Annotated in this window: 19 protein-coding genes; 12 read left to right on the top strand and 7 right to left on the bottom strand. The window is 50.9% G+C overall.

Translation table 11 applies throughout. The features are described 5' to 3' along the window. Positions 1-130: 130 nt before the first annotated feature. The gene (gene sohB, locus BM427_RS07835; RefSeq protein ID WP_090120733.1) at positions 131-1,177 is read left to right on the top strand and encodes a protease SohB; all 1,047 of its coding nucleotides are present in this window, start codon (positions 131-133) and stop codon (positions 1,175-1,177) included. A 34-nt stretch (positions 1,178-1,211) separates the two neighbouring features. Here the strand turns inward: sohB and BM427_RS07830 are convergent, their stop codons facing one another. Then, positions 1,212-1,463 (bottom strand): YciN family protein, encoded by a 252-nt coding sequence (locus BM427_RS07830; RefSeq protein ID WP_090120570.1) that lies wholly within the window; start codon positions 1,461-1,463, stop codon positions 1,212-1,214. Positions 1,464-1,857: 394 nt separating this feature from the next. Between BM427_RS07830 and topA the strand changes: the two genes are divergently transcribed. The 6 genes from topA (at position 1,858) to acnA (ending at position 9,354) form a co-directional block, all read left to right on the top strand. Continuing rightward, a complete protein-coding gene (gene topA, locus BM427_RS07825) occupies positions 1,858-4,455 on the top strand; it encodes a type I DNA topoisomerase (RefSeq protein WP_090120569.1) in 2,598 nt (865 codons plus the stop codon). Between the two features lie 182 nt (positions 4,456-4,637). Continuing rightward, complete coding sequence (gene cysB / locus BM427_RS07820; RefSeq protein WP_090120568.1) at positions 4,638-5,612, top strand: HTH-type transcriptional regulator CysB; 975 nt, start codon at positions 4,638-4,640, stop codon at positions 5,610-5,612. Positions 5,613-5,929: 317 nt separating this feature from the next. Beyond that, positions 5,930-6,091 carry a YmiA family putative membrane protein gene (locus BM427_RS07815; protein ID WP_090120567.1) on the top strand — a complete coding sequence of 54 codons (162 nt, stop codon included), beginning with the start codon at positions 5,930-5,932 and terminating at the stop codon, positions 6,089-6,091. A gap of 1 nt (position 6,092) precedes the next feature. Then, entirely contained in the window at positions 6,093-6,263 is a 171-nt protein-coding gene (locus BM427_RS25690; protein WP_090120565.1) for a YciX family protein, read from the top strand. Between the two features lie 138 nt (positions 6,264-6,401). After that, positions 6,402-6,500: a small membrane protein YmiC gene (ymiC, locus tag BM427_RS25955; RefSeq protein ID WP_244316578.1), complete on the top strand. Its 99-nt coding sequence runs from the start codon at positions 6,402-6,404 to the stop codon at positions 6,498-6,500. Positions 6,501-6,678: 178 nt separating this feature from the next. Continuing rightward, positions 6,679-9,354: an aconitate hydratase AcnA gene (gene acnA / locus BM427_RS07805; protein WP_090120564.1), complete on the top strand. Its 2,676-nt coding sequence runs from the start codon at positions 6,679-6,681 to the stop codon at positions 9,352-9,354. A gap of 58 nt (positions 9,355-9,412) precedes the next feature. Here acnA and ribA read toward each other — a convergent pair whose 3' ends face one another. After that, positions 9,413-10,000 carry a GTP cyclohydrolase II gene (ribA, locus tag BM427_RS07800; protein WP_007371938.1) on the bottom strand — a complete coding sequence of 196 codons (588 nt, stop codon included), beginning with the start codon at positions 9,998-10,000 and terminating at the stop codon, positions 9,413-9,415. A gap of 196 nt (positions 10,001-10,196) precedes the next feature. Between ribA and pgpB the strand changes: the two genes are divergently transcribed. The 5 genes from pgpB (at position 10,197) to yciH (ending at position 13,838) form a co-directional block, all read left to right on the top strand. Then, positions 10,197-10,961, top strand: coding sequence for a phosphatidylglycerophosphatase B (gene pgpB, locus BM427_RS07795; RefSeq protein ID WP_090120563.1), 765 nt, complete (start codon positions 10,197-10,199; stop codon positions 10,959-10,961). A gap of 140 nt (positions 10,962-11,101) precedes the next feature. Then, positions 11,102-11,410, top strand: a complete 309-nt coding sequence (locus BM427_RS07790; protein ID WP_090120561.1) for a LapA family protein — start codon at positions 11,102-11,104, stop codon at positions 11,408-11,410. Between the two features lie 6 nt (positions 11,411-11,416). Continuing rightward, entirely contained in the window at positions 11,417-12,586 is a 1,170-nt protein-coding gene (gene lapB, locus BM427_RS07785) for a lipopolysaccharide assembly protein LapB (RefSeq protein WP_090120560.1), read from the top strand. A 188-nt stretch (positions 12,587-12,774) separates the two neighbouring features. Next, complete coding sequence (pyrF, locus tag BM427_RS07780; RefSeq protein ID WP_090120559.1) at positions 12,775-13,512, top strand: orotidine-5'-phosphate decarboxylase; 738 nt, start codon at positions 12,775-12,777, stop codon at positions 13,510-13,512. Then, a complete protein-coding gene (gene yciH, locus BM427_RS07775) occupies positions 13,512-13,838 on the top strand; it encodes a stress response translation initiation inhibitor YciH (RefSeq protein WP_090120558.1) in 327 nt (108 codons plus the stop codon). The genes pyrF and yciH overlap by 1 nt, the downstream gene beginning before the upstream one ends. 108 nt (positions 13,839-13,946) lie before the next feature. Here the strand turns inward: yciH and osmB are convergent, their stop codons facing one another. The 5 genes from osmB to BM427_RS07750 all read right to left on the bottom strand — a co-directional run bounded on the left by osmB (position 13,947) and on the right by BM427_RS07750 (position 19,198). Beyond that, a complete protein-coding gene (osmB, locus tag BM427_RS07770) occupies positions 13,947-14,165 on the bottom strand; it encodes an osmotically-inducible lipoprotein OsmB (RefSeq protein WP_035885807.1) in 219 nt (72 codons plus the stop codon). Positions 14,166-14,420: 255 nt separating this feature from the next. Then, on the bottom strand, positions 14,421-15,179 hold the full coding sequence (gene yciT / locus BM427_RS07765) for a DNA-binding transcriptional regulator YciT (protein WP_090120556.1): 759 nt from the start codon (positions 15,177-15,179) through the stop codon (positions 14,421-14,423). An 87-nt stretch (positions 15,180-15,266) separates the two neighbouring features. Then, positions 15,267-15,449 (bottom strand): protein YciZ/DeoL, encoded by a 183-nt coding sequence (gene yciZ / locus BM427_RS07760; RefSeq protein WP_090120732.1) that lies wholly within the window; start codon positions 15,447-15,449, stop codon positions 15,267-15,269. A gap of 519 nt (positions 15,450-15,968) precedes the next feature. Continuing rightward, on the bottom strand, positions 15,969-17,903 hold the full coding sequence (locus BM427_RS07755; RefSeq protein ID WP_090120555.1) for an exoribonuclease II: 1,935 nt from the start codon (positions 17,901-17,903) through the stop codon (positions 15,969-15,971). Between the two features lie 122 nt (positions 17,904-18,025). After that, positions 18,026-19,198, bottom strand: a complete 1,173-nt coding sequence (locus BM427_RS07750; RefSeq protein ID WP_090120554.1) for a CMD domain-containing protein — start codon at positions 19,196-19,198, stop codon at positions 18,026-18,028. Positions 19,199-19,349: the final 151 nt, after the last annotated feature.

Here is a 19,349-nt window from a genome sequence, read left to right as displayed (position 1 = left end):
CAACCTTTAAGTCTGAGAGTGTTAAAAAATTCAGCAACATGGCACATTTGGTGCCGGGCTTGCGCGAGACGCGCCCGGACGGCTCATGTACACTGGGGCCATTATTATTGATGTAACCGAGGTGGTACGCGTGGAATTACTGTCTGAATATGGTCTTTTTTTGGCTAAGATCGCGACCGTGGTAGTGGCGATTGCGGTGATAGCGGTGCTTATTGTCAATCTGACGCAGCGCAAGCGTCAGCGTGGCGAGCTAAAAATTGCCCGTTTGAGCGAGCAATATAAAGAGATGCAGGAGGAAATGTCTACTTCGTTGCTGGACGTTCATCAGCAGAAACAGTGGCATAAAGCGCAGAAGAAAAAGCTTAAGCAGGAGGCAAAGGAAGCCAAAGCGAAAGCAAAAGCAGGGAAAATTGTTGACCCAGCAAAATCGCGTGTTTATGTGCTGGATTTCAAAGGCAGTATGGATGCCGGCGAAGTCAGTGGGTTGCGCGAGGAAATTACCGCCGTGCTGACCGTGGCAAAACCGCAGGATCAGGTCGTTCTACGCCTTGAAAGCCCCGGCGGTGTAGTGCACGGTTATGGTCTTGCGGCTTCTCAATTACAGCGCCTGCGTGACAGACATATTCCGCTGACCATCGCCGTCGATAAAGTGGCAGCCAGCGGCGGTTATATGATGGCCTGCGTGGCGGACAAAATTGTTGCCGCACCCTTCGCCATTATTGGCTCTATCGGCGTGGTGGCGCAGATCCCTAACTTCAATCGTTTCCTGAAAGGTAAAGAGATTGATATTGAACTGCATACTGCCGGACAGTTTAAACGTACGCTAACGCTACTGGGTGAAAATACCGAAGAAGGGCGACAGAAATTCCGCGAAAGCCTAAATGAAACCCATGACTTATTTAAAGATTTTGTTCATCAGATGCGCCCGGCGCTGGATATTGAAAGCGTGGCGACCGGTGAGCACTGGTACGGTTCCCAGGCACTGGATAAGGGTTTGATTGATGAGATTGGCACCAGTGACGAACTGCTGCTCAGCCTGTATGAGGATCATGAAGTTATCGGTGTCCGATACCAGCAACGCAAGAAAATGATGGAGCGGGTTACCGGCAGTGCAACAGAAAGTATTGACCATTTGCTGATGCGCTGGTGGCAGCGCGGTCAAAAACCCCTGATGTAGACAAAACGCGAGGCCAGAAGCCTCGCGTTTTTAGTTAGTCGATAAGATGATACTTTTCAGAAAGTTCATGGGCTAAATATTTGAACATATTGAATACTGCCGTGCTTTTCGGCGTCGGAAGACCTTGCTCATCCAGATAGTACTCGCCGCTGAACACCAGCACGCCATTCCGCTGGGTAACATTGGTGGCTGCAATACCTGCCAGCGTATCTTCATGCTCACGGATCAGTTTGTTAGCCAGCTCCAGCAACGTCTGACGATCGATAGGTTGAGATGTACCCGTCATTTTTCTACTCCTCAAAATTTTCTGAAGTTTACCGCTGGCCCCGACAGGGAGCAAATTTTCCCTGTTTTTGCAAAGGGTTTGGCCTGTTGTTATGCTGGCGCGTTTCGTTTTTGCGTGCTAATAAAGTTGCGTAACAAATTTTATCAGGTACAGTGTGACGCTTTCGTCAACCTGGCAACAGAATTGCTTGACATTCGACCATAACACCGTCGTACAACATCATCCTGACGCGAAAAAGCTTGTAAACTCAGCCACCTGAATGCTCCGTTTAACGCGCCTGGCCAGATATGGGGTTGATATCCCCTGCTGTTGCCGCAATAGTGAAGGTTCGTCGTGGGTGGTGTTAAGCAATGTCGACGTATTCCTGGAAGAATTAAATTAGGTAAAGGTGAATATGGGTAAAGCTCTCGTTATCGTTGAGTCCCCGGCAAAAGCCAAAACGATCAATAAATATCTGGGTAATGATTATGTGGTTAAATCCAGTGTTGGTCATATCCGTGATTTGCCGACCAGCGGCTCAGCACCCAAAAAGAGTGCAGACTCAGCCTCCACCAAAACGGCTAAGAAGCCTAAAAAGGATGAACGCGGCGCTCTTGTCAATCGCATGGGGATCGACCCATGGCACAACTGGGATGCACATTATGAAGTGCTGCCAGGCAAAGAAAAGGTGGTTTCTGAACTGAAATCGCTGGCTGAGAAAGCTGACCACATCTATCTCGCAACCGACCTTGACCGCGAAGGGGAAGCCATTGCATGGCACCTGCGGGAAGTGATCGGCGGTGATGATAAACGCTATAGCCGCGTAGTGTTTAACGAAATCACCAAGAATGCCATTCGGCAGGCTTTTGAAAAGCCTGGTGAACTGAATATTGACCGTGTGAATGCCCAGCAGGCGCGCCGCTTTATGGATCGCGTTGTGGGTTACATGGTCTCGCCTCTGCTGTGGAAGAAAATTGCCCGTGGTCTTTCTGCTGGCCGCGTACAGTCTGTTGCTGTGCGTCTGGTGGTTGAACGCGAACGCGAAATCAAAGCCTTTGTTCCGGAAGAGTTCTGGGAAATCGATGCTGCTACCACGACGCCTGACGGCGACGCATTGCCACTGCAGGTGACACACCATGGTGACAAAGCGTTCCGTCCGGTCAACCGCGAACAGACAATGGCCGCCGTTAGCCTGCTGGAGAAAGCGCGTTACACCGTGCTGGAGCGGGAAGATAAACCAACCAGCAGCAAGCCGGGTGCGCCGTTTATCACCTCGACGTTGCAGCAGGCTGCCAGTACGCGTCTCGGCTTTGGCGTGAAGAAAACCATGATGATGGCGCAGCGTTTATACGAAGCCGGTTACATCACCTATATGCGTACCGACTCAACCAACCTGAGTCAGGACGCAGTCAGCATGGTTCGTGGCTATATTGCCGACAATTTCGGTAAGAAATACCTGCCGGAGTCTGCTAACCAGTACGCCAGTAAAGAGAATTCCCAGGAAGCGCACGAAGCTATTCGCCCTTCCGATGTTGCGGTGCAGGCTGAGTCGCTGAAGGATATGGAAACCGACGCACAGAAGCTATATCAACTTATCTGGCGTCAGTTCGTCGCCTGTCAGATGACGTCTGCGCAGTACGATTCCACGACGCTGACCGTGGGCGCGGGCGATTTCCGCCTCAAAGCGCGCGGGCGTATTTTGCGCTTTGATGGCTGGACAAAAGTGATGCCTGCACTGCGCAAGGGTGATGAAGATCGCACTCTTCCGTCGGTGAATAAAGGTGATGTACTGTCGCTCGTCGAACTGACTCCGGCGCAACACTTTACCAAGCCGCCTGCGCGTTTCAGCGAAGCTTCGCTGGTTAAAGAGCTTGAAAAACGCGGCATTGGCCGTCCGTCCACTTATGCGTCGATCATTTCGACCATTCAGGACAGAGGCTATGTGCGCGTGGAAAACCGTCGTTTTTACGCAGAAAAAATGGGTGAAATTGTCACCGATCGCCTGGAAGAGAACTTCCGCGAGTTGATGAATTACGACTTTACCGCGCAGATGGAAGACAGCCTCGACCGCGTTGCAAACCATGAAGCCGAGTGGCGTAAGGTGCTGGACAGCTTCTTTGGCGATTTCTCTCGCCAGCTTGAGCAAGCCGAACAGGATCCGGAAGTTGGCGGGATGCGACCGAACCAGATGGTGTTGACCAGCATCGACTGCCCGACCTGCGGTCGTAAAATGGGGATCCGTACCGCCAGTACTGGCGTATTCCTCGGCTGTTCCGGCTATGCGCTGCCGCCAAAAGAGCGTTGCAAAACCACCATTAACCTGGTGCCGGAAAACGAAGTGCTTAATGTGCTGGAAGGCGATGACGCGGAAACCAACGCGCTGCGCGCCAAACGTCGTTGTCAGAAATGCGGCACGGCGATGGACAGCTACCTCATTGATCCAAAACGTAAATTACATGTCTGCGGAAATAACCCCACCTGTGATGGTTACGAAATTGAAGAGGGCGAGTTCCGCATCAAAGGGTATGACGGCCCGATTGTTGAGTGTGAGAAATGCGGTTCTGAAATGCACCTGAAAATGGGGCGTTTTGGTAAGTACATGGCATGTACCAACGACGATTGCAAAAACACGCGTAAAATTTTGCGTAACGGTGAAGTTGCGCCGCCGAAGGAAGATCCGGTGCCTTTGCCGGAACTGCCTTGTGAGAAGTCTGACGCTTATTTCGTTCTGCGTGATGGTGCTGCCGGCGTTTTCCTCGCAGCTAATACCTTCCCGAAATCGCGTGAAACGCGTGCACCGCTGGTGGAAGAGTTGTATCGCTTCCGCGATCGTCTGCCGGAGAAACTGCGTTATCTGGCCGATGCTCCACAGCAGGATCCGGAAGGTAATAAAACGATTGTCCGCTTTAGCCGTAAAACCAAGCAGCAGTATGTGGCATCGGAAAAAGAGGGAAAAGCAACCGGGTGGTCGGCTTTCTATATCGATAACAAATGGACTGAAGCTAAAAAATAAGTCACTTCAGTTAATTATCTATAAAGGGCCGCTCTGTCGGTCCTTTTTTATACCTGTATTATTATTGTTTGTTCGCTGCTATACACAGAAGCTATAAATGATATAGTTGTTATAGCAATACGTTTTTTTATTATTAAATTGTCTTAAGCGATTACCCGTTTGCGTACTTGGGATGGTCTGTTATGAAACTACAGCAGCTTCGTTATATCGTCGAGGTGGTGAATCACAACCTCAATGTCTCCTCGACGGCGGAAGGGCTTTATACTTCCCAGCCTGGTATCAGTAAGCAAGTTCGCATGCTGGAAGATGAACTGGGGATCCAAATTTTTTCCCGCAGCGGCAAGCATCTTACCCAGGTGACGCCTGCCGGGCAGGAAATTATCCGTATTGCGCGTGAAGTCCTGTCGAAAGTGGACGCGATTAAATCGGTGGCCGGGGAACACACCTGGCCCGATAAAGGCTCACTCTATGTCGCCACCACACATACCCAGGCGCGTTATGCGCTGCCCAACGTTATCAAGGGTTTTATTGAGCGTTACCCGCGTGTCTCGTTGCATATGCACCAGGGTTCGCCCACGCAAATTGCTGAAGCGGTGTCGAAAGGCAATGCTGATTTCGCCATTGCCACCGAGGCGTTACATCTGTATGACGATCTGGTGATGCTGCCGTGCTATCACTGGAATCGTTCAATTGTAGTCACGCCGGAACATCCGCTGGCTTCAAAGCAGTCCGTTACGATTGACGAACTGGCGCAGTATCCGCTGGTAACATACACCTTTGGTTTTACGGGCCGTTCTGAGCTGGATACCGCGTTTAATCGCGCAGGGTTAACGCCGCGTATTGTCTTTACCGCCACCGATGCTGACGTTATTAAAACTTATGTAAGGCTTGGTCTGGGGGTAGGTGTTATTGCCAGTATGGCGGTCGATCCGGTCTCCGATCCGGACTTGGTTAAGCTGGATGCTCATGAGATTTTCAGCCACAGTACAACCAAAATTGGCTTCCGTCGCAGCACTTTCTTACGCAGTTATATGTATGATTTTATTCAACGCTTTGCGCCGCATTTAACTCGCGATGTGGTCGATACTGCCGTGGCATTGCGTTCTAATGAAGATATAGAAGCGATGTTTAAAGATATTAAGTTGCCGCAAAAATAATGTCGGAGGGTATCTTTCTGACTGAAAAGATACCCTTAATTCTGACTAAAGTTAAATCGCTATTACCATCATCTGACTTATCAAAAACCTTCTACAGTGATTGAAATCACATCCTCAAAGCAGACACTGTCACTCATTAGCGACAAAAATAGAAACTAAATTGCTGGTCTGCAAATTTATTACTTCAATAATTTATTTGTGGTCAAAAGATTAAATATTTCTTTGAAAATGGTGAGTAAATTCACTGGATTTTCGGCTAAAGTTCTTTTAGGATTTGTCTCATCCCATGATTAATCGTACCTATTGTTGGTGCCAAAATGATAAGTGATGTCGATTGTGCGAGGTTAGCAATGCCATCAGGAAGTGAAGAGCCAAAAAGGGATCCTGAGCTCAAGCGTAAAGCCTGGCTGGCTGTATTTCTTGGTTCTGCCTTATTTTGGGCGGTTATTGCGTTATTGATCTGGAAATTCTGGGGTTAAAATGGCTATAGCGGGTCGATTAGAACCAGTTAAGCAAGTATGTCAGCTTCGTGACACACCACAGAAAGCCAAAACCAAAACTGTGACCTCTATTCCGGCATGCTGGAAACTGACGCCGCAGCAGCAAGCTTTTATTGATGCCTTTGCGGAAGACGACATCAAAAAACAATAATTATATCATCAGAATAATTGTGGGGAATTATCCGCGCTATTCATTGATATGTTCTTATGTACTATTTAATTAATACACAGCATAAATAGATTGAGTAAAGACTCAGTTTTAATGAATAGTTTTTCGGGTAATTAGTTGATGAATAATCATTATCGAATGAAATACTGGTCGTGGATCACCGTGTTTTCTGTTTCCCTCCTCTTTTGGGCTCAGATTGTCTGGATGCTCTTCCGGTAATGAGTAATGAATTGAAAAACCTCGCAAATTGCGGGGTTTTTAATTTTATCACCTGCAAATTTACCCGTTTGTAGCAATTCGGGTTGTTATCAAAACGTTACGATATGTTTGTGTTATCTTTAATACAGACCCTGAAGATCCTCAGGGTATCGCAATCCCTGTAAGTAAGGAGGAGCACATGTCGTTGACCCTACGCGAAGCCAGTAAGGACACGTTGCAGGCAGAGAATAAAACTTACCAATACTACAGCTTGCCGCTGGCCGCCAGACAACTTGGAGATATTTCGCGTCTACCCAAGTCACTCAAAGTACTACTCGAAAACCTTCTGCGCTGGCAGGATGAAGAATCCGTCACTGAAGAGGATATCCGTGCGCTGGCGGGCTGGCTAAGCACGGCTCACGCCGACAGAGAAATTGCCTATCGCCCGGCCAGGGTTCTGATGCAGGATTTTACTGGCGTTCCCGCGGTCGTTGATCTTGCGGCCATGCGCGAAGCGGTAAAACGTCTTGGTGGTAATACCGCCAAAGTAAACCCGCTGTCACCGGTTGATTTGGTTATCGATCACTCTGTCACCGTTGATCATTTTGGTGATGATGATGCGTTCGAAGAGAACGTCCGGCTGGAAATGGAACGTAACCATGAGCGCTACGTTTTCCTGCGCTGGGGCCAGCAAGCCTTCAGCCGCTTCAGCGTCGTACCGCCTGGCACCGGTATTTGTCACCAGGTCAACCTTGAATACCTCGGCAAGGCCGTGTGGAGCGAATTACAGGACAAAGAGTGGGTTGCTTACCCGGACACGCTGGTCGGTACCGATTCCCATACCACGATGATCAATGGTCTGGGCGTGCTGGGCTGGGGCGTCGGGGGTATTGAAGCGGAAGCCGCCATGCTTGGCCAGCCAGTGTCAATGCTCATTCCTGACGTCGTTGGTTTTAAACTGACCGGTAAGCTGCCAGAAGGCATTACCGCCACTGACCTGGTACTGACGGTGACGCAGATGTTGCGTAAACACGGTGTAGTGGGGAAATTTGTCGAATTTTATGGTGATGGACTCGATTCGCTGCCGCTCGCCGATCGCGCCACTATCGCCAATATGGCGCCGGAGTATGGTGCCACTTGTGGTTTTTTCCCTATTGATACCGTAACACTTGAATATATGCGTCTTAGTGGGCGCAGCAAAGAGCAGGTTGCGCTGGTTGAGGTCTACGCGAAAGCGCAGGGCATGTGGCGTAACCCGGGTGATGAGCCGGTATTTACCAGCACACTCGAACTGAATATGCATGATGTCGAGGCAAGTCTTGCTGGCCCGAAACGTCCACAGGATCGTGTAGCGCTTAGCGATGTGCCTAAAGCCTTTGCTGCCAGCTCTGAACTGGAACTGAATACAGCACAGAAGGACCGCAAACCAGTTGACTACGTGCTCAATGGGCATTCATATCAGTTGCCGGATGGCGCGGTGGTCATTGCGGCCATTACTTCCTGTACGAATACCTCAAACCCCAGCGTGCTGATGGCCGCTGGTTTATTGGCCAAGAAAGCCGTCGCACTCGGGTTGAAACGTCAGCCGTGGGTAAAAGCTTCACTGGCGCCGGGTTCGAAAGTGGTTTCCGATTACCTGGCACAAGCGCGCCTGACGCCTTACCTTGATGAGTTGGGGTTTAACCTGGTTGGTTATGGCTGTACGACCTGTATCGGTAACTCGGGCCCGTTACCGGAACCGATTGAGCAGGCGATCCGCGAGGGCGATCTGACAGTTGGCGCGGTGCTGTCGGGCAACCGTAACTTTGAAGGCCGCATTCATCCGCTGGTGAAAACCAACTGGCTGGCGTCTCCCCCGCTGGTGGTGGCTTACGCGCTGGCGGGGAACATGAATATCAACCTCGCAACTGATCCTCTGGGCCACGATCGGAAAGGCGATCCGGTGTATCTGAAGGATATCTGGCCTTCCGGTAACGAAATTGCGCGTGCCGTTGAGCAGGTTTCGACAGAAATGTTCCGCAAGGAGTATGCCGAGGTGTTTGAAGGTACCCCGGAATGGAAAGCCATCCAGGTTCAGCGTTCGGACACTTACGACTGGCAGAACGATTCGACCTATATTCGTTTGTCCCCATTCTTTGATGATATGGCGGTACAACCGAAGCCGGTGGAGGATATTCACAGCGCGCGGATCCTGGCCATGTTGGGTGATTCCGTCACCACCGATCATATTTCGCCAGCGGGCAGTATCAAAGCGGACAGCCCGGCGGGGCGTTATCTGCAAAGCCACGGTGTTGAGCGTCGTGATTTTAACTCGTACGGATCCAGACGCGGCAACCATGAAGTCATGATGCGTGGCACGTTTGCCAATATTCGTATCCGTAATGAAATGGTGCCAGGCGTGGAAGGGGGAATGACACGCCATTTACCGGGCAGTGAAGTGATCTCCATCTATGATGCCGCGATGCGCTATCAGCAGGAAAAAACGCCATTAGCGGTAATCGCTGGTAAAGAGTATGGCTCAGGCTCCAGCCGCGACTGGGCCGCCAAGGGGCCGCGTTTGCTGGGGATTCGTGTGGTGATCGCCGAATCGTTTGAGCGTATTCACCGCTCGAATCTGATTGGGATGGGGATCCTGCCGCTAGAATTCCCGCAAGGTGTTACGCGCAAAACGCTGGGACTTACTGGCGAGGAAAAACTGGACATTGTCGATCTGGAGCATATCAGCCCGGGCGGAACATTAGCGGTAACACTAACTCGCGCTGATGGTAAGCAGGAAGTGCTGGAATGCCGCTGCCGCATTGATACGTCTACAGAGCTGACTTACTATCGCAATGACGGCATTTTGCACTACGTGATACGCAATATGCTGAACTAAACAAAAAGGCCTGCAAATGCAGGCCTTTTCCCTTTCCCTTTTCTTTCATGGCGGCAGCTTATTTCAGCAGATGTCCCATTTTTTCAGCTTTAGTATCCAGATAGTGTTCGTTTTTTGGGTTGCGGCCGACAATCAGTGGTACGCGTTCCACGATGTTGATCCCGGCTTCGGTCAGGATTTCCACTTTCTTAGGGTTATTGGTCAGCAGGCGGACCTCATCCACACCCAGTAGTTTGAACATATCGGCGCACAGGGTGAAATCGCGTTCATCGGCGGCGAAACCCAATTGATGGTTGGCCTCAACGGTGTCGTAGCCCTGATCCTGCAACGCATAAGCGCGGATTTTATTCAGCAGACCAATATTACGCCCTTCCTGGCGATGGTAAAGCAGCACGCCGCGGCCTTCCTCGGCGATATGATTCAGGGCCGCTTCAAGCTGAAAACCGCAGTCACAACGCAAACTGAAAAGTGCGTCACCAGTCAGACACTCCGAATGTACACGTGCCAGGACAGGCAACTGCCCGGAAATATCGCCGAAAACAAGAGCAACGTGATCTTGCCCGGTAGCCAATTCTTCAAAACCCACCATCAGGAAATCTCCCCATGGAGTTGGCAGCTTGGCTTCTGCCACACGTTTAAGTTGCATGTGAATCTCCGAATTATATTGGCGCATTGCGCACTTTTAGCCTGTTGGCCTTCTGTATAGGTGTATTTTGCCACAATGCACTGAATAACACCTACAAGTGACCATTCCATTGCTGCTTAAACGCACAAACACGGCGATTTTAGCGTGAATGTTATATTTCGGTTATGATTGAGTCGCTTATCAGAAAGGAGAGGACATGCTGTCAATTGTAAAGCGTACAACTGTGGGAGCGTTGATATTATTGGTGATGCCGCTGGCCGTGTGGGTATCCGGATGGAGTTGGCAGCCTGGCCAACCTCGCTGGTGGCTCCATTTTCTCTTCTGGTTAACCGAAACGGTTACGCAGCCGTGGGGGATTATTACGCACATTGCGCTGTGCGGTTGGTTTCTCTGGTGCCTGCGTTTTCGCCTGAAAGCGGCGCTGATGCTGTTTGCGATTCTTGGATGCGCAATTCTGGTCGGGCAGGGGTTAAAATCCTTCGTCAAAGAGCGGGTGCAGGAGCCGCGTCCCTTCGTGTTATGGCTGGAACAAACACACAATATTCCGGCGGATGAGTTCTATGCTTTAAAGCGTAAGGCGCGGGGGCAACTGGTGAAATCACAGCTCACCGGGCAGCATGATATTCCTGGTTTTTTACAAAAACATTGGCAAAAAGAGACCGGTTTTGCCTTTCCTTCCGGACATACTATGTTTGCTGCGAGTTGGGCGCTGTTGGGCGTGGGTTTATTGTGGCCACGCAGACGGACATGGACCCTTGTTTTCCTGTTAGTATGGGCAACCGGAGTAATGGGTAGCCGTTTATTGCTGGGCATGCACTGGCCGCGCGATTTAGTGACCGCAACGTTGATTTCCTGGCTGCTGGTTACGCTGGCAACCTGGCTGGCGCAGCGCCTGTGCGGCCCATTAACGCCGCCCGCGCAAGAGGTGCCAGAAATTGTCGCCAGAGATCGTGAGACTTGATTTCCGATATTTCGCCCGCAAATCGGAATCTGGCATTATGTAATTTCATTCCACGATGGGCGCTAAAATGATAGGTTATAAGGCTGCGTGCAGTCAGTTGCATAGAAATTCATCGCCTGAACCACATAACGGGATGTAATGTGAAATATTTACTCATTTTCTTACTGGTATTAGCGATTTTTGTCGTGTCGATTACGCTTGGTGCGCAAAACGATCAGCAAGTGACATTCAATTATTTACTCGCGCAGGGCGAATATCGCATTTCTACGTTGCTGGCTGTGCTGTTTGCAGCCGGGTTTGTCATCGGCTGGCTGATTTGCGGCCTGTTCTGGCTACGCGTACGGGTCTCTCTGGTTAGAGCGGAACGTAAGATCAAGCGACTTGAGCACCAGCTTGCTCCCGCCTCTGATGTTCCGGTTGTCTCCGGCACAGCGGCGGGGAAGGAATAATATTTTATGCTGGAGTTGCTTTTTCTGTTGTTACCTGTCGCGGCTGCCTACGGCTGGTATATGGGGCGCAGAAATGCTCAACAAACAAAGCAAGATGAAGCTAACCGGCTCTCACGTGAATATGTGGCCGGGGTTAACCTTTTACTTAGCAACCAGCAAGATAAGGCTGTAGACCTGTTCCTTGAGATGTTGAAAGAGGATACAGGCACCGTCGAAGCCCATCTCACCCTTGGTAATCTGTTCCGTTCGCGTGGTGAAGTGGATCGCGCTATTCGCATACACCAAACGCTGATGGAAAGTGCCTCGCTCACCTATGACCAGCGTCTACTTGCCGTGCAGCAACTGGGTCGTGACTATATGGCGGCGGGTTTGTATGACCGGGCCGAAGATATGTTCAAGCAACTGGTCGATGAAACGGATTTCCGCGTCAATGCGCTACAGCAATTGCTGCAAATTTATCAGGCCACCAGTGAATGGCAGAAAGCGATTGATGTGGCGGAGCGGCTGGTGAAACTCGGTAAAGAGAAGCAGCTCGGCGATATCGCCCATTTTTACTGTGAGCTGGCGCTGCAACAGATGGGAAATGAAGATATGGATCGCGCGATGGGGCTGCTGAAAAAAGGCGCTGCCGCCGATCGCAATAATCCCCGCGTTTCCATCATGATGGGGCGGGTGTTTATGGGCAACGGAGAGTACGCCAAAGCGGTCGAAACACTATTGCGGGTGATCGAGCAGGATAAAGATCTGGTGTGCGAAACGCTGGATATGCTGCAGACCTGCTATCATCAACTCGGTAAAAACGACGAGTGGGCGGCATTTTTGCAACGTTGCGTTGAAGAAAACGTTGGCGCCACAGCGGAACTGATGCTGGCGGAAATCATGGAACAGCGTGATGGGGCTGATGCTGCACAGAGCTACGTTACCCGACAGCTACAGCGTCATCCGACCATGCGCGTGTTCCATAAACTCATTGATTACCACTTGAATGATGCAGAGGAAGGGCGTGCGAAAGAGAGCCTGATGGTGCTGCGCGATATGGTAGGTGAGCAGATCCGTAGTAAACCGCGCTACCGTTGCCATAAGTGCGGTTTTACGGCATTTACCATCTACTGGCACTGTCCATCATGCCGGGCGTGGTCAACGGTTAAGCCTATTCGCGGCCTCGACGGGCAGTGATTTTTTAAAAGATCTTATTTTAGTTACAACATACTATTAGGCTTTAACTTTCATTTGTCAGATCTGCGCAGTAACATCGCTTATCAGGCAAAAAATGGAAACTGTTATTTCCAGGCTCTCACAGGTAGAATGCACGCCGTTTATTCACTTTGCGCCTGTGCGGGTGCCTCATTTCAGAAGGCCTGATCATGACATCTACTCCTTTATCGACTTCCCGCGCTGTGACTACTTCCCCGGTGGTAGTGGCACTTGATTATGATAACCGCGACAAAGCACTGGCATTTGTCGACCGCATCGATCCCCGCGATTGCCGCCTGAAAGTGGGCAAAGAGATGTTTACGTTGTTCGGGCCGCAATTGGTACGCGATCTGCAACAGCGCGGTTTTGATATTTTCCTGGACCTGAAATTTCATGATATCCCTAATACCACGGCGCATGCGGTGAAAGCAGCGGCAGATCTCGGGGTGTGGATGGTTAACGTTCATGCCTCAGGCGGGGCACGGATGATGACAGCGGCGAAAGAAGCGCTATCCTCTTTTGGTTCTGATGCCCCGCTACTGATCGCTGTTACTGTGTTAACTAGCATGGAAGCCAGCGACTTACAGGATCTGGGCATCAACGTCTCTCCAGCAGAGTATGCGGAGCGTCTCGCACGCCTGACGCAACAGTGTGGCCTTGATGGCGTGGTCTGCTCAGCTCAGGAAGCCGTACGTTTCAAAAAAGAGCTGGGTAAGGCATTTAAGCTGGTGACGCCAGGCATTCGTCCTCTGGGTAGCGCTGCGGGCGATCAACGCCGTATTATGACGCCGGAAGAGGCGCAGCTTGCGGGCGTGGACTATATGGTAATTGGCCGCCCGGTTACGCAATCTGCAGATCCAGCCGCAACTCTAAAAGCCATCAACGCTTCGCTGAGTAAGGGGGCTTAATGAGCGACAACAACAGCCGTCTGGTTTATTCCACGGAAGGCGGGCGTATTGACGAACCTAAAACGGCGACCGTACGCCCGAAAGGCGATGGTATTGTACGCATTCAACGCCAGACCAGCGGACGCAAAGGCAAAGGTGTGTGCCTGATCACCGGTATTGATTCTGATGATGAAACACTGGCTAAACTGGCCGCTGAATTGAAGAAAAAATGCGGATGCGGCGGTGCGGTAAAAGAAGGTGTAATTGAAATCCAGGGAGACAAGCGAGATTTATTAAAATCGCTTCTGGAAGCCAAAGGAATGAAAGTTAAACTTGCCGGTGGATAAAACAGAAAGGCCGCGATATTAATCGCGGCCTTATTTTTTTACACTGTGTAACTCAGACCTGAAAAGAAAGTATATTTATTTTTTTATTGTCGCCATTTCAATGACCAATTATTTACCAACCTGGTGACCAATGATACCGCCGACAGCCGCACCACCTAATGTACCCAGCGTGCTACCATCTGTCAGTACAGCACCACCCAGCGCGCCCGCACCTGCGCCGATGGCAGTATTACGCGAACGTTTATCCCAGTGACCGCAGGCGCTAAGGGACATTGCCAGGGTTACGGTGAGAAGTGCGGTGGCCATTTTTTTACTTGTTAACATCATCATACTTTCTCCTGAATTATCGATTCACGGAAAAATGATCTCTTTAAGTATAGAAGCTGTAGCCAACCTTAAAGCACTTCCGTGAAACCTTGCTGCGCAGGTGTAATACAATCACGAGGGTGATAGTCACTTCCTGTTATATCGCTAATATCAATTTTACTCTGGGGCAGAAAGCCAGACAGGTAAAAAGTCTTAATCAACGCGTCGGAATATTCCCAGATATGAGCAAGATAGCCCGCTTTCGCGGGCGGAAAATTAAGCAGTAATGCCGGGTTTAACAATATCAACGATCAGGTCTGCCTGGCGAAGTTGCTGATGCACTTCGGAAGAGAGTTTTTCATCGGTAATCACCCGCTGGAAGCGTTCAACCGGGCCAAGTGTATAAGGGTGCATCACACCAAATTTCGAGCTGTCGGTAAGCACAATCGCCTCGATGCCTTTTTCCAGCACCGCATTAACGACATCAGTGCGCATCATATCCCGACCGGTAAAACCCGTTTCTTGTTGCCAGCCATCGATGCCAATGAACGCTTTACTGAAGTGCACCTGCTGGATGTACTGCCGCGTCAGCGGGCCAACCATGCTTTCACTCTTTTTCTGGTAGATGCCGCCAAGCAGGATCACATCGCACTGCGATTCTTTCAGTAGGTGCGCGATATAGCTGCTGACAGTAATAATGGTGATATCACGTCGTTCGCCTAACTTACGGGCGAGCAGTGCATTGCTGCTGCCGTTTTCAATAAATACTGTTTCACCGGGGCTAACCAGAGAGGAGGCAAAATCTGCCAGCGCGCGCTTGACGGTGTAGTTACTCATCATGCGTGTTTCAACATCATCACTATCCAGCGGCACGGCAAAACCGTGTGTGCGGCGCAGATAGCTCTGTTTTTCGAGCGTATTCAGATCCTGACGAATCGTGACTTCAGAAACGCCGGTCATGTGAGCCAGATCGGCGACGCTCATCTGGCCTTTATCAATTACTGTTTGCAGAATAATTTGTTGTCGGGAATTCATAGTTGTGTCGTTTTAATCAGGTATTGAATTCGGACATCACCACTGCGGCTAGCGCATCCTGCTGCCGTCAGATGGTGAAAATAAAGATCAAATTTCCCAGGGCATTTTGGGGGCACCGGAAGAGGAGGCCTTGTCGTTGTTGTCGAGATCCAATAATTCCGCTTTCAGGATTTCCAGATTGCGAATTGCAGATTGTGTGTCTCCGGCAACCAGTATGTCCAGAACGGTATCAATCCGGCCAGCAAGGAGTTTAAAGTCAATGTCTGCCATACCTTCACCTATATATCGAAAACTGAATAAATTAATGATGCAGAAAAGAGTGTAAAAAGAGAAGAAGAAAAACGACATCTCAAATTGTTATAAACACTCAGCATATATTCATTATGCCATACGCAGTCTGATTCTGGTGTGGATTAGTCTTGCACTGTGCCACGCCGCGCCCTTGCTTCAACCATACATTTCATGGATCTGTTCTACCTGCACATCAGTCAAAAGTACCATCTGGGTGATATCGGCAGTTTCATCGGATGCTCATTTTATGGGCATAGCACCGCCCAGGTTAAGGGCAATCAGGACGAACGCGTTGTATTTCTCAGAACCTGTCATTAACGCAAGTCCGTGTATCAGCACAGCTGATGCGAAAAATGTATAGATCTTGACGAAACAGTAAGTTGCCCTGGATTAATTGTGGCTGTTTTTATGGGGTTGTGGGAGGCATTGAAAAAAATACGGGAAGGATTGCAGCGAAAAACGGCCCCTTCGGCGGGGAAGGAGCCGCTGGTGGGTTTTTTAAAGAGCCGGTCGGGCGATAATGCTACGGGTTTCCATGCGCACTTCGGCGATAGTGACATCAATAACATCCGTCACTTTAAACGCCGTTTCGCCTTTGATTTGCACCGTTCCGTTTTCCTGGCTGCAAACCAGTTCATCACGCACAGCGTGAATGAAGGGGGCCGGAATAAACGCGACTGCGCCGTTATCGACCAGGCGCACACGCATACCGCCGCGGCTGATATCGATAATCTCGGCCGCAAAACGGGTGTCTGTACCGGCTTTGTTCTGCAGGAAGCGGGCGTACAGCCAGTCACCGACATCGCGTTCCGCCATGCGATTCAGACGGCGACGTTCAGCCATCTGCACGGTGGTTTCATCCTGAGGACGCTTTGGCGTTTCACCTTTAATAATTGCTTTCAGCAGTCGATGGTTAACCATATCGCCGTACTTACGGATCGGTGAAGTCCAGGTGGCATATGCTTCGAGGCCAAGACCGAAGTGCGGGCCTGGTGCAACGCTGATCTCGGCAAACGACTGGAAGCGACGAATACGGCTGTCGAGGAAGCCAGATGGTTGAGCATCCAGTTCACGACGCAATTTGCAGAAACCTTCCAGCGTCAGCACTTCTTCCGCATCAACATGCATGCCATGGGTTTTCAGCATGGCGGCCAGCTGTTCACTATTCGCCGGATCAAAACCCAGATGCACGTTATAAATACCGAAGCCCAGCTTGTCACGCAGAACGCGAGCAGCACAGATGTTGGCAGCGATCATCGCCTCTTCAACAATGCGATTCGCAATGCGGCGCGGTTCGGCTACTATATCCAGCACTTCGCCTTTTTCACCCAGAACAAAGCGGTAATCCGGGCGATCCTTAAATACCAGCGCATGGGTCTCACGCCATTGCGAACGAAGCTGGCTTACGCGATGCAGCAGACGGATCTGCGCGGCAATTGCTTCATTCGTTGGTTGCCATGAACCGGTATTTTCCAGCCAGTCGGACACTTCGTCATAAACCAGTTTGGCTTTCGATTCGATGGTGGCCGCAAAGAATTCGATATTCTCTTCGATGCTACCATCGTCATCCAGCGTCATGCGGCAAACCAGCGCAGGGCGAATTTCGTTCGCGCGCAGGGAACAGAGATCGTCGGAGAGTTCGCGCGGCAGCATCGGGATATTAAAGCCCGGGAGATAGTTGGTGAACGCGCGCACTTTGGCAGAATCATCAAGCTTGCTGTCTTCTGCAATCCACGCGGTAGGATCGGCGATAGCAACGGTCAGTTGCAGCTTACCGTCGGCGGTCTCTTCTACAAACAGCGCATCGTCCATATCTTCAGTGCTGGCACTGTCGATAGTGACGAAATCCAGCGCGGTCAGATCGACGCGTTGCAGACCATCATCAAGCATTTCTGTTGCCACGCCATTCGGCGCTTCTTTTTCCAGATTGTGGCGCGCCAGGGTGACCCACCACGGAACAAAATGGTCTTCTGCAAAGGTAATAAATTGCGTCAGCTCGGCATAGAAGCCGCGATCGCCTTTAAGTGGATGGCGACGCATTTCCGCAACGGCCCAGTCGCCTTCTTTAAAATCATGCTCCACACCGCGAGCCGCGCGGCAGGGAATGGCGTCTTTTAGCAACGGATGATCCGGTACAATGGAAAGACGATCGTCTTTCTTATGCACTTTACCGACAAAACGGGTCAGAAACGGCTCGACCAGTTCTTCAGGTTCTGCGCTTTCGCGATCTTTATCGCTGTGAATGACGGCGATGATTTTGTCGCCGTGCATCACTTTCTTCATCTGCGGCGGCGGAATGAAGTAGCTTTTTTGCGCATCGACTTCGAGAAATCCGAAACCTTTTTCCGTGCCTTTTACAACACCTTCCGCGCGTGGTGTCTGGGAATGAAGTTGCTGTTTAAGCTGCGCTAGCAGCGGGTTGTCCTGAAACATAGTTATGTATTTTCGTGGCTAAAAGAGCGGCTGACAGTTTTACGCGATTCTGCTGGTTGCGGCAAGCGCTGTTTCAGTAAAATCTGTGTGGGCAAGCGGCGGCGAAGCCGCTTGCCATTGTGTTATTCAGTCTCAGGGAAGGTGGTTTGCCCGAGGGCAATTTTCAGTCGGTTAATCCAGCCATTCAGGGCGCAACCCATTAAGAGATTCACCGCGGCCTGGCGGCTGAAACCTTGTTCAACAAGCAGCGAAAAGTGCAGTGAGCTAAAGCGGTCGGCTGCGCAAGTAAGCAACTGCACTGACAGAAGCAATGCCTTGATTTGCGGATTGTCAGCCATTTCGCGATTGACCTCACGCTCGCCGCTGCGCAACGCTTGTTCCATCGACCTTTCTTGTGGCGTACGTTGTAGCGCTTCGGCGAAACAACCGACGCTGCCATTAATGCGGGCGGTATAGAGTGCGGTAAGCCCGGCGAGCTGTTTATTCGGTGTCGCCCTGGTGAGCTTGTCGCAAATTTCGCCCAGCGCATTTAATTGCAAATGTTCATGTGCCAGCAACGGGGCGAGCAGGCGCAGTTCCGGCAGCGGTTGCCAGTGAGCCAGTGACGCCATCTGCTGCGCGTTAGCAATGCGCAAATCCACGACATCAATAGCGGGCTGCCATGTGATGTTGGCGTTAGCGAACAGTGAGGCATCAGCTTCCTGTTGTATCTCCATGCCGGGGATGGCACGCACAGGCTGGCCGAGCACGGCCTGTAAAATCGCCAGGATACGGGCCTGGAAAGCGACAAAGCCGATAATTTGCGTGATAACCACCACGTCATACTGCGTTAAACCGACATCTTCCAGTTGCTGCCGTGCGCGGGTGTCAATCACTGACGGTGAAGCCGCAAGCTGGCGGGCATATTGCGTGATTTGCGCCAGCCGATAGTTACTCTCCCGCGAAGAATCCGGGCCAGGCAGCGGTGCGAGTCGTGCTGCGTAGTGGTTGCATAACCGTTGAATACCAAAAACCTGCGCCACGGTAAGCGCAGTGCTGAGACGATCGTAGGTACTGAAGGTGCGCAGGCGATTAACCGTCACGCGCTGTGGAAAGAGCAGGGCGTAGAGCTTGCGGGCGGGTGTCACAATACCGTCAAGATTGGCTGCCTGGTCTTCAGGCAGGGTGATATCGAGCAGGAAAGGGTCATTTACCGTGGCGGCTTCGGGAACCAGCGGTAGCGCCTGCGCACGGTTGGCACTCGACTGGGTCTCATGGTACCAGTGGTTTTTGCCTTCTGTCCGGCGTCGTTCCATGGTCGTTCCTTGGTCTGAAAGTGGCGATCCGGATTCGACGTCAGGTCTATACGCCGGATCTTTTTTGCTGTTTTATCCTGGCGCATGGCAAGTGAGGGATGAAAGATTGTTAGGTGATAATAAATATCAGAATGGCATATCGAAGAAAAAG

It is taken from the genome of Kosakonia arachidis, assembly GCF_900116535.1.
Taxonomy (GTDB): domain Bacteria; phylum Pseudomonadota; class Gammaproteobacteria; order Enterobacterales; family Enterobacteriaceae; genus Kosakonia; species Kosakonia arachidis.
The sequence above is the reverse complement of the archived record's forward strand: the minus strand, read 5'-3'. Positions and strand labels throughout refer to the sequence as shown.